The 12,395-nt window shown below is 37.6% G+C and carries 8 protein-coding genes; 2 read left to right on the plus strand and 6 right to left on the minus strand.

Annotated features, from left to right (window positions below; all coding sequences use genetic code 11):
* Positions 1-78: 78 nt before the first annotated feature.
* From yiaA to BWI92_RS26000, 6 genes are all read right to left on the minus strand, one after another.
* Positions 79-468 (minus strand): inner membrane protein YiaA, encoded by a 390-nt coding sequence (gene yiaA / locus BWI92_RS25975; RefSeq protein WP_095168506.1) that lies wholly within the window; start codon positions 466-468, stop codon positions 79-81.
* 218 nt (positions 469-686) lie between these two features.
* On the minus strand, positions 687-1,130 hold the full coding sequence (gene aac(6') / locus BWI92_RS25980; protein ID WP_095168508.1) for an aminoglycoside 6'-N-acetyltransferase: 444 nt from the start codon (positions 1,128-1,130) through the stop codon (positions 687-689).
* 229 nt (positions 1,131-1,359) lie between these two features.
* Positions 1,360-2,784, minus strand: coding sequence for a RagB/SusD family nutrient uptake outer membrane protein (locus BWI92_RS25985; RefSeq protein ID WP_095168511.1), 1,425 nt, complete (start codon positions 2,782-2,784; stop codon positions 1,360-1,362).
* A 35-nt stretch (positions 2,785-2,819) separates the two neighbouring features.
* On the minus strand, positions 2,820-6,332 hold the full coding sequence (locus BWI92_RS25990; protein WP_229363590.1) for a TonB-dependent receptor: 3,513 nt from the start codon (positions 6,330-6,332) through the stop codon (positions 2,820-2,822).
* 184 nt (positions 6,333-6,516) lie between these two features.
* Complete coding sequence (locus BWI92_RS25995; RefSeq protein ID WP_095168514.1) at positions 6,517-7,551, minus strand: FecR family protein; 1,035 nt, start codon at positions 7,549-7,551, stop codon at positions 6,517-6,519.
* A 394-nt stretch (positions 7,552-7,945) separates the two neighbouring features.
* Positions 7,946-8,554, minus strand: coding sequence for an RNA polymerase sigma factor (locus BWI92_RS26000; RefSeq protein WP_095168516.1), 609 nt, complete (start codon positions 8,552-8,554; stop codon positions 7,946-7,948).
* Between the two features lie 251 nt (positions 8,555-8,805).
* Here BWI92_RS26000 and BWI92_RS26005 point away from each other — a divergent pair, with 251 nt between their 5' ends.
* Both BWI92_RS26005 and BWI92_RS26010 read left to right on the plus strand, forming a co-directional pair.
* Complete coding sequence (locus tag BWI92_RS26005; protein ID WP_095168519.1) at positions 8,806-9,525, plus strand: LytTR family DNA-binding domain-containing protein; 720 nt, start codon at positions 8,806-8,808, stop codon at positions 9,523-9,525.
* Positions 9,526-10,619: 1,094 nt separating this feature from the next.
* On the plus strand, positions 10,620-12,395 hold a 1,776-nt coding region (locus tag BWI92_RS26010; protein ID WP_141234939.1), incomplete at its 3' end, for a hypothetical protein.

Below are 12,395 nucleotides of genomic sequence, written 5' to 3' on the forward strand. Positions count from 1 at the left end.
GGCTAACGGCTACGGCTAACGGCTAACGGCTAACGGCTAACGGCTAACGGCTAACGGCTAACGGCTAACGGCTAACGGCTAGTTTCCCTTCTGACTATCTCTAGTATTTTTCTGTACGGCGATTGCGCCAAAAAGCGCTAGCAAAAAGGCAAAAGCATAGAATCCTTTTTCACTTGGCAATAGGGTGGCGTTCCATAGACCTACCGTTAGCAGAACAATGGTTAAAATGGTTGAAAACCAGCTTAGACTATAATAAATCGCTGTAACTGGAATATTTTCGAGTTTGTCACGAACTCTTTTTTGTAATGAAATCACAGAGAAAAGACCATACATCAAAACGGTAAAATAATATCCTTTTTCATTGAGTGCCATTTCGGCATTCCATAGGCCTATGAGATATCCTACGATACCAATACCGAGCGCTACCCAAGAGGCTGCTACAAATGCACTAGAAGGTTGTTGATTCATATTTAAAAGGTTTTGTAATTGAGTTAGAACTTGTTGACAAGATACCAATGACTTGAGTGAAGTATTGTCAACTAATTATTGGATAATTGATATTTTATTACTTATCATTTAACTAAGTAACAGGAAATATGAAATAAATAATATATCTGTGATAGATCTTGATAGAGTCATTCTGATTGTGAGTCCCATCAAATAACGGATACACTGCTAACCAATTTCTAGTTGAGGTTTTTTACAAAACATACAATCCTTCCAACTTCTTCGAAACCAGCTTTTTGATGGAATATAATACTGCCTGAATTGGCAAGTTCTGAGTCTGAACAAAGTTGCGTGTATCCTTGTGAACGTGCCCATTGTTCGGCTTTGTGGATGAGTTGAATGGCTAAGCCTTTTTTACGAAAAACATTGTCAACGTAAATTCCTTCAATATAGGCTACAGGCATATCTTCGGCACCTTCTACATAGTCTTGACGAACACTCAATTCAATAAATCCAATAGGTTTTTGATCTTGTAGTAATAGAAAAGCTGTTGGGTGCTCTGCCAATAGTACTTCTTCAAAATGCTCTGACATTTCGTCGAAATGAGTATCAGTCCAAAGTTGAGTGGCTAAATGGGCTAGGATGGAGATGTTGTCTCTCGATATTTCTTGGATGCTTGTCATTAGAGGTATGTTTTTTTTACCTAAAAATAAGGATTATTCTTAATTAATAGTCTAGGTTTTGGAAAAATCATAATCGTTGAAAATAAAAAGCTGGTTCAAAGCGATAATAGACTATTATCTGCCTTGAACCAGCTTATGTATAAATTGACTCTGATTACTGGATAAAAGTAAAGTGCTGATAATTAAAAATTACACTCACAATTCACAACTCTAAATTCAGCATTCATACTTAATTATATCCATTGTTTTGCGTAATTGCAGGATTTTGAGACCTTACAATTTGAGGAATAGGAAGCAATAGTTTATCTGTTGTAATGGCTTTTCCTTTTGGTTGCAAAACCGTAATGGCACGGTTGGTACGTTTCAAGTCAAACCAACGATGGAATTCTATAGCAAGTTCTACTCTTCTTTCATGTTCAATTGCGGTACTCAACGAGCCTGCAAAAGCAGTTGGGTAGCCTGCGTCGCCAAATTTAGGCAAACCTGCTCTGGTTCTTACTTGGTTCAGATAAGTAGCATCTCCAGTAGCTTCTGACAACATTAGTAGGACATCGGCAAAGCGCAATACCATAAAGTTGTTATTGGCTAAAGGGTTACCACTTCCGATAGGAGCATTGGTATGTGTCCATTTGATTGGATATTTTTGGGCAATAAAGGTTGTTCCATTATTATATCCTAAAGCAATCGATAAGTCTCTACGTGGGTCGTTGGCTTCATATTCGTTGTACAAGTCGTCTGTTACTTGATTCATACCACTACCATAAAATCCAAGGAAGTTATTGTTTGGATAAAAAGTTTGATAATAACGACTATACGGCGCAGAGGCTGAGCCTCCCAAAAACTGAATTTCGAAAATAGATTCTTTTGTGTTTTTTACATTAGGTCCCCAAAGACTAGCGTAGGTGCTCAGGAGGGCATATTGATTGCTATTATACACGTCCTTCAACACATTTGCTGCGGAGGTTTTGTCGCCCAACGTCAAATATACTTTTCCTAAAAGTGTTTGAGCAGCACCCTTTGAAGCACGACCGATTTTGGTACTTGGAATAGCAGAAGCCAAAGGTAAATTTTCGATAGCAAAGCCTAAATCCTTTTTAATCAAATCATATACATCTGCTTGTGGCGAACGAGGTACGGCATAGGCTTCATCGCCCGAAAGCGGCTTTGTTACCAAAGGAATATCGCCCCATGTTTGAACCATATTGAAGTAAAATAAGGCTCTCAAAAAACGCATTTGAGCACGAACATCGTTTTTATATGTTTCGCTCAAAGATGCCGTTTCAATTTTATCTAAAACAATGTTTGTACTAAAAACGGCACGATAATAATCTTGCCAGAACTGATACACCATGGTATTGGTGGTCATAAGACTATAATCTTTAAACTGCCATTTATCTGCCTGAATACCTGAAATATTGTACATAATGGCGTTGTCGCTCATTTGTTCATTACAATACGAAACGGGTCCTTCGGGATGATAAACCGTATATAAAGAAGCGTATGCCGAATTGATGGCAAGTTCAAAATCATCGGTTGATTTGAAATTATCTGCCGTCGCATTTGAAATCGGTGCAAGTTCTAAAAATGAATCACTACAACTTGTAGTAAGTAAACTTGCGGCAAGAAGAAGGTATATTTTTACAATTTTTTTCATGTCTATCCTGTTTTTTGAAGTTTAAAAAACATTGATTAAAAGTCTATCTTAGCACCAATTGTAATGACTCTTGGGATGGGATATGATCCATAATCTACGCCAATGAAAGCACCATTTGGCGCATTTCCAGAGGCGTTCAAACCACTTGAAGAGTTACCATTGGCTTCACCCGAGAAGTTAGAGGCGTTGTAAGTAGTATTTTCAGGGTCATAGTTGGTGTACTTACTCCACAAATACACGTTTTCGGCATTGACATACACACGTGCCGTTTTCAAATGTAATTTTTGAGTGATAGATGATGGGATAGTATATGAAACACGAATGTTTTTCAATCTCACAAATGAAGCATCCTCTACCCAAAGACTTGTGAATTGGTCTTGTAAACCTGTCAAACCTAATGTAGCTCTGAAGTGTGTGCCATCGCCAGGGTCTGATTCTGAGCGCCAACGATTGGCTACACCTGCGTACATATTACGTCCATTGTTCCAAAAACCTGAGTAACGGAAGTTTTGGTTGACGATTTCGCCTCCAAATGAGCCTTGGAACATAAACGACAGGTCAAAGTCTTTATAAGAGAAGTTGTTGGTAATACCCGCCATGAAATCAGGTTGATAGTTACCCAAGGTAGTGCGGTCGTCAACCGTGATTTTTCCATCTCCATTCACATCTCTGATAATTGGGTCACCAGGTTTTGTGGTCGAATAATGTGGTGTTGCATCTACCTGTGCTTGGTTTTTGAATACGCCATCTACTACGTATCCAAAGAAATTGGAAATTGGTTGTCCCACTTCTGTTTTCACCGTAACTACGAAGTCGGTATAAGTAATAGGCGCATTGTTTTGACCTAATTGCAAGACTTTGTTGCGGTTTGAACTAAAGTTGAAATCAGTAGACCAACTAAATTTAGGTGTTTGAATGTTCTGTGTATTCAAGTTTAATTCAACGCCCTTGTTTTCCATTTTACCAATATTTGTCAACTGCGTAGAGAAGCCCGTAATATCTGGAACAGGTACGTTCAGCAACATATCGTTGGTTGTCGAATTGTAATATTCAGCAGATAAACCAATACGGTTGTTCAACAGTTTTAAGTCTAGTCCAAGGTTAAATTGCGTTGTACGTTCCCATTGCAAATTGGTATTGGCAATATTCGAAATCGCTAATCCAGATGCCAATGTTGAGCCTGAAACATAGTTAGAAGAACTTAATAAACTAGTTGAGCCATAATTTGGGATTTGATTGTTACCCGACATACCATAACTCACTCTGAATTTTAGGTTATTGATAGCTCTAATATCTTTCATAAAGTTTTCATCCGAAACTACCCAAGCACCTGATACTGAAGGGAAATATCCCCAACGGCTATTTGCCCCAAATCTTGAGCTACCGTCGCGACGGATTGCGGCCGTGAAGAAATATCTGTTCAAATAATTGTATTGAGCTCTTGCCAAGTACGAAATCATAGCCCATTCTGAAGCATTGGTGAAGCCACCAGAAACTACTCCAGCATTGAGAGTTTCAACTAAATCGTTTGGAAAACTACCAGACGTAATCGAGGCAAATTCGTTGCGTTGTTTTTGAACAGAATAGCCCAAGAGTAAAGCCAAATTGTGATCGCCAAAGCTTTTGTCATAGTTCAAGGTATTCTCACTTAACCAGTTTAAACTATATCCGCTTGTTGAATAACCTTCAGCAGGGAGAATCCCAGAATAGCCATAGCCTTGTTTGTTGACACGGTAAGAGTTGTAACGCGTATTATACAAATTGGCGCTAATACTTGTTTTGAACTTTAAATCATCCAAAATTTTGTATTCCAAAAAGCCAGTTGCCAAAGTATTGAAAGTCTTATTTTGTTTGTGGATATAACGTGTCAATGAATATGGATGCCATAAGTTGAGGTCGTTGTAGGCTACGTATTTGTTCCAAACTGAGTTAGGGTCACGATAGCCGATATTACCATTTTCGTTGTAGACAGGGAAAATAGGGTCGCTTTGAAGTCCCAAACTTACCACATCACTTTTTCCTTGCGTACCATCGGTTCTATCAAAAATTCCTGTAACACCAAGGTTTAAACCAATCGTAAATTTATTGCTCAATTGATGCTTGATATTTGAACGTAACGAAAGACGTTTGTAATAGTTTTCGTCCAAAACGGCATCTTGACTCAAATACGCTGCCGAAAACATAAACTGAGTTTTGTCTGTACCACCCGAAGCTGAGAATTGTGCATTTTGAGAAGGAGCAACTCTAAACATTACATCTTGCCAATCTGTACCTTTGCCAAACTGTTGAGGATTAGTCAAAAACTCATCAGGAATTTTGTAGACAGAACCTCTTACACTATTTGGGTCAGAAGCTTTGTTTTTAGCTGGATTCAAATCAACCCAAGCATTATTATGAGCATCGATGTAATAATTAATCCACTGCTGGGCGTCCATCATTTTAACACGTCTTTCTACACTTTGCACACCCGATTCGTAGCCAACACTGAAGGTGGTTTTACCAGCTTTTCCTAATTTGGTTGTCACCAAAATAACGCCATTGGCACCTCTTGAACCATAAATTGCTGCTGAAGAAGCATCCTTCAATACCTCTACAGATTCAATATCTTGAGGGTTTACCATATTGAGGTTGAAGTTTTCGAGCGGTACGCCATCCACAACAAAAAGTGGGTTTGTTCCAGCCGTAATGGAGCTTACACCACGAATCCGAATAATAGGAGATACCCCTGGAGCACCTTGACTTTGACTGATATTTACGCCAGCAATCTGACCAGAAAGTGCTTGAGTGACATTGCTAAATGAACGGTCTTGGAACTGCTTAAAACCTACTGAAGATACCGCACCCGATACCGCTCTTTTGCTTTGGGTACCATAACCTACCACAACAACTTCGTCTAATGATTGAAGTTCGAGTGCCAAGGAGATATTGAAAACGGTTCGATTACCGACCACTATTTCTTGTTTAACATAGCCTACATAGCTAAACACTAAGGTTGTGTTTTCAGTAGGAACTTCGATTTTGAAGTGACCGCTTGCGTCCGAATTTGTTCCTTTTGTGGTGCCCTTAATCGTAATGTTTACTCCAGGGAGTGCTTTCCCTTTTTCATCGGTAATAGTTCCTGAAACAGTTGGTAAAGCCACCACGTTTTCTCGCTCTGTTTCTGTGGCGTTGGTGGTAGTACTGGGTGTTTCGATTTTACGTAAAACAATTTGATTGTTAAACATTACATAGGTCACCGAAAGGGGCTTGAGTAAACGCTCCAAAACATCGCCTACACGTTCGTTGCTTGCCAAAAGAGTGACCGTTCTGTTGAGAGGCACAACTTGCGAGTTGTAGGAAATTCTTATTTGAGCGGTTTTTTCAATTTTTTGTAAAGCTGATTTTAGGACTATTCCGTCGATAGAGATACTTATCTTTTTGTTGAGTTCTTCTTGAGCAGAGGTTTTTGCCCAAGCAAAACTTGTGAGGAATAGAATCATGAAAAACTGCATTCCAGTAATTCTCATAATAGTAAGCCAAAAAGCCTTTGATTGTCGATTTTTTTTCATAAACTTGAATGGTTTTCTGTTAAGTAAAACAAAAACATCCCCTTACCCTTTTTTGAAAGGGCATGTTGAGCAGACAGGAAGGGGAAAAATGCTAGGTGTTTGTTGTGTGCCACCACGACATACACCTTTTTTTATTGCTATGGAGGGAAGGAGTTAAGTAGGTTTTTCATTGCGATTGTTTTATTTATTGGTTACACCCTAGTGATTGAATAATAATTTTTTCGTTGACTACTTCAAATTTGGTATTAGGTCCAATAGCTTCACAAATAATTTGAAGTTTAGTAAATAGTGGCTCTTCGCCAAGCGTTGTTGTGAGTGAGCAGCCTTCTAATAACTTTTGGTCAAAATAGATATGTACGCCGTATAGATTTTCGAGTTTCTTGAAAATCTGGGCAACTGGACTTTCGTTAAATTCTATTGCGGTGCTTGTTTTTGAGGTAATTGCGGCAACTTGTTCGGAACTTATAGCGGTAGCTTGCATCAGATTTTGCTCGTCTACAATGACCTGTTGGTTGGGTAATAGCGTCACTCGATTGTTGTCTTCCTCTTCTTTTTCATACACCATTACTTTACCTGTTTTTACTACTACTTTTACTTCTTTTTCTTTGTTAAAAGACTGTACCGTAAAGCTAGTGCCCAATACTTTGACAACGGTAGTTTTGGCATGCACCAAAAAGGGTTGTTGAGGATTTTTGACTACTTCAAAAAAAGCTTGTCCATCCAAATACACTTCGCGATTAGGAGAATTATCAAAACTTGCTGGAAACTGAATCGTACTGTTAGGTTCTAGCAATAAAGAACTCCCATCGGGTAATTTGATGGGCATTTTCAGCCTGCTCAAATTGGTTTTTGTGACCAACTCTTCAATCGCTTTTTGTGATAAGTGCGACAATTGTGGATTCACATTTTTGTCGGTATACCACCAAATACCAACACTGAGCAATAGGAATATTGTGGCGGCAATAGACCATTTCCAGGTGTTATGATGGTACCAAGCTACATGCTCGTTGATTTCAAATTCCAGCGTTTCTTCTTCTTGTATTCGATTATGTGTATTTGTAATTAGTCTTTCAATTTGTTCTTCTGAGATAGGTTTTTCATGTATGCCTGTAGCCAAAATAAACTCACGAGCTTGTTTGACCAAGTATTGCTGGCTGGGGTGTTGTTGAGACCATTGTGTCCATGGGTGTGAATGATTTCGATATCCCTCAGATTTCACCCATCTACGAAGGTTGAATCCAAAAGAAAATCTTCTATCGTGTAATCACTATATTTTTTCATAAAATAGTAATAAGTCGTCTTTTATATACAGTAGAAAACTTTCGGTTTCTTTATACTGCTTTTTTGTAAAAAAATTGATTTGAGGAGGGAAGGGGTTAGAGAAGGAGTATTTTTTGTTTAGGCACAGAGGCACAAAGGCACAGAGTGGTAGAGGGTTTTTTAGGGGGTAGGGGATAGGGTTTAGGCAAGGAGTTTTTTAAGGAAATACCGAGGTATAAAGGGAAGGAGTATATCTCAATAAACACACTTTGTGCCTCTGTACCTTATGCCTTTGCCACTTGTTGTAACAAAACACACTTTGTGCCTCTGTGCCTTATGCCTTTGCCACTTGTTCACCACTCAAATAACCAGACTAATAGCCCAAACCAGATAGCGTCATCTGGAAAAAGAGTACGTAATAAGGTGAGTGCTTCATGGACTAAATTGCTGACGGATTGGTATTTTACTCCCATTGTCTCCGCAATTTCTTGATTGGACAGTTCCTTATAAAATTTGAGGTAGACAACTTCTTTTTGTCTTTTGGGAAGATGATTTAAGCGTTCGTTTATTAGCCTTACACGTTGAAGCTCGGTTTCGTCTTTGACGATTTTTTCTTCTATCGAAAAGTCAATGTCAAAATAGCTTTCAGAACTTGAATGTTCGTCAAGTGAAATTGTTTCATTTTTTTTGATTTCGGAAATGATTCTTCTTCGTACTGCCGCAAATAAATAGGCTTTTACGGAGCCTACGTCAATTTTTAGATTTTGACGATACTGCCATAATTGAATAAAAACTTCTTGAATGCAATCTTCAATTAATGCGTCGTCATTGACCATTTTGCGGCCATAGCTAATCAAAGATTTGGCATAAATGCGGAGAAGTTTAGCAAGCGCTGCCTCTTCGCCATTGCGCAAATCATTCCATAGCATTAATTCATCATATCGAGGAGATGAATTGGACATAGTCAGGTTTTAGATCAGGTAAATATTATAATTCATAAAGACTGTAACTAAGGTGGTTATACTCAAAAAATAGTTGCTTTGATAGGATGCGTTAATAATAGGATAAGATGCTACTAAAAAATGGATGTGCCCTTTTCATGATAATTTTAGATTGGTATTATTCTTGATAAACAAATACTAACAACTATGAATTGCAAAATTGATTTGTATTGTTTTGGAACAATACATAAATAAATACCTTCATTACTAGTATGAAAAAATTGATTAGGAACCGCCAGCCTGTCAAAGTTTTAGTAATCGAAGAAGATCCGTCTTCGTTAGAAATTATAAAAACATTACTAAATCAAAATGACTTTGAGTTGTTGATCATTGCCCCTACAATGATTAAAGTAGATTTGTTGTTAGAAACCTTCCAGCCTAACATCATTCTTGCTGCATTAGAACTAAATAGTATAGGAGTTTTTGATTTTATAGCAACACCCCAATACCTCAACATACCTCTTATTGGTATGTCTCAAAGCCTTGATGATGAGATGTTTGATAGGTGTTTAGAACATGGAAAATGCTTGCTTTTAGGAAAACCCATCAATCGATATGCCTTTCTTTCTTCGATAAACCTTTTGTTACGGATTTATCCCCCTGTTCAGCATAAATATGTGGAGGTGATTGACAAAAATCAGCAGGTGTTGAAGATTCATCTGGATGATATTGTTTATGTAGAAGCTGAAGGGAATTACACCTTTATTCATACGATTCAAAATAAAGTTTATGCCAGAAAAAAGCCACTTAAAAACCTTAAAGAAGAGTTGGATGAAAAGTTTATTCAGATAAATAAATCTCATTTAATTAATATAGATTTCATTCAAAGATTAGAGTTAGGAAAGCGTTTATTGGTGTTAAACAACAAAGAAATAAAGATAGGAAGGTCATTCCGCTCAGATTTAGATACGTTTATCTGCCCTTTATCTTGACATTTGTTAATTTTTGCTCATATTTTTAAAGCCTCCTAAATCTACTTTCACAAGAGAATCTTTTTTGACCCTTTCAGTAAAAAATTGTCAAACTATATTTTATTGAACATATAAAAGAATATATTTTACAATTCCAATAAGTGTTATTGGTTCTAGTGAAAAAATCTTCTTGATTCTACTAGTAATTAGCATCTTGTCACCTTTTATGGTGTTTTGTCACCCTGAGGTGCCTTTTATGGATGCTTTGGTTTCAAAATTGTACTTTCAATTTACATGTGTGATTATTTTTCCAAACAAGTGCATATTTTTTTGTGTGTAAAATATAGGTTCGCCCTGTTGTAAAGTTATTGCTTGTAAAAAAATCATTCGTACGTATATTTTTCATTTTCCTTAACTAAAATTAAAACTTTTAATTATGTGGAGTATAACTCTATTTTATGTTGTAGTTAATAGCTTTTTAATAAAATATATTTAAAAAGATTCGCCCTAGTGCTACAATGAAATGAGTTTTACCCTGAAGGTTTAAAAGAGTTTAGTATCGTACAAATTTTCCTTTTGATATCCGCTATGATCAAAAAATTACTAATTCTTCGCCCTTATAAGCCGAAGTTCGCCTTTGTTAGTCTTAAGGTTTATGCTCTCTTCAAATCAAATTTGAGGATACGGCTATCGTCCGCTTTTCATATCGCTTCTTCACAGCCCACCTCACAAGCTTATTTTGCTTTCGAATAATTCGTAGGAATTAGTCTGCTCAATATCTAATGAGTTTGAGGTAGGAAAGATGTATCGTATTTTTTATGGTGCCTAAGCTAATTTGCTGATAGACAGTAGATGTAGCGATGCTAAAATTACAGATAGTAGTTTTAGGATTGATGATATGCAAGTGTTATTCGTTTGTAGAACGTGCTGCAATGCGACTACGAATGATTTGATTTTAGATAGTGTCCTTCTCCAAAAGCCTTAATAATTTTAATTCTATCAAATTGCTCAAACTACCTTTCGCCAAAGTTGTCTATAAAATTTTTGAAAGAGGTGCCTAAGTAATATGGTTTGGAATTGTTGGGCTGTATACAACCTATAAAACAATTTTCATCATGATAAAGAATTTTGTCAGATGTCTAGTCCTTTTCCTGTGTCTTTTTCTTCTTTGGGGTAGCCCTTCTATTGCGATAGGGTCTGATAAACCCTCAAAAGCCAATCTTATTCCCGTTGACCCAGGCAATACAAGTTGTAATACAAAAACACCTTGGACGAATGCTTCGTATACAAACCTTGTTGCAAATCGTCAAAATAATGGTAGTATTTTTTGTCTCAATGTTACTACAGCTCCCGAATCTAATTTAGTTGACTCTGACTTAACTAACTATGCAGGTTTTAATATAACTGGTGCTGGTTGTGGAGTCACTTTTAGTGTAAAGGATAATGATGCTGCAGATACCTATCCAGCAGGATATTATGCAGGTTTTAAGATTTCATCAAGTAGCTTATTGAGTGGAAGTGTTGGTGCGGTGGTTACTGTTACCACTTACAACAATGGCTCTCAGGTAGAGACTAAAGATGTTGTTACAAATTTGCTTGGGATCGAATCAAGCTTAATTGATGCGAGTGGCAATACAACAGTTGGTTTTATTACAACAGCAGATTTTGATGAGGTTAGAATTACCTATACAACCTTAGTCGGTGTATTATTCTCTGGTCAAGTATATTATCCAGTAATCGAGAAATTCTGTGCGGGTTCAGCTTTGGTATGTAATACCCAGACAAATATTTCTAATCCTGCTTATCCTGTCACTATTGATGCATCCCAAACAGGCATCACAGGTGTTGCGTGTTTGGGATGCTCAGTCTCTAATCCTGACAATGTCATTAGCTCAATTACTAGTGATTATGCCACTATTACCATGGCAGTTTCGGCTGGAAGTGTAGGGTCATTAGCTGTAAAAGATGTTTTGACGACTTATCCCATCGGAACTTTTGCAGGGTTTAATATTTCGAATCCAAATTTGATTAATGCTAATTTACTGTCGGGTATTACCTTAAAAACGTATAAAGCTGGGGTATTACAAGAAACCTCTTCTGCAAGTAGTTTGCTTTCGGTGAATTCCTCTTTGTTAACAGGAACTGGTGAACAATTAGTTGGCTTTATTACGACAAAAAGTTTTGATGAAGTAAAGATTGAAGTAGCGAACTTATTAGGGATTCTGAGTACGACAAGAGTTTACAACGTAGTACTAGAAAGTTTCTGCGCAGGCCCAGCGTTGAGCTGTACGGATACGTATTTGGTATCGCCAAGTTTTCCAGCGGTCTTGAATGGTAGTTTGACCGGTATTGGGGGAGTAGCTTGCGTAGGATGTTCTATTAATAATAGTCAAAATGTGGTAGATGCGAGTACTTCAAACTATGCAGATATTGTATTGACGGCAGGCTTATTGAGTAGTGGATCAATATCGGTAAAAGACGCTGTGACTACTTATCCAATCGGAACCTTTGCAGGTTTTGATATAGAAAATACGACCATATTAGGAGCGAGTCTTCTGAGTAATGCTACCGTCAGTACTTATCTGAATGGGGTTTTACAGGAAAGTAATGCAGGCGGATTAATCAGCTTGTCTATTCTAAGTTCAACTCGTCAGGTAGTTGGTTTTGCTGCAACGAAGCCATTCAACGAAGTACGTTTCACGATTGCGAATTTGGTAGGAGTAGATGTTGGTACGACGAGGGTATATGGTGCCGTATTACGCTTAGCGAATGCAGCAGGTTTTGTAGCACCGAGTTTGTTGAGTAGTAGTGTGAGCAATGTATGTCCCGCGACGACAGGTAATTTATCGAGTGCGATAGGTAGCGCGCCGTCAGGTGCAGTGATACAGTGG

Origin of the sequence: Flectobacillus sp. BAB-3569, assembly GCF_002270355.1 — a bacterium.
GTDB lineage: Bacteria > Bacteroidota > Bacteroidia > Cytophagales > Spirosomataceae > Flectobacillus > Flectobacillus roseus.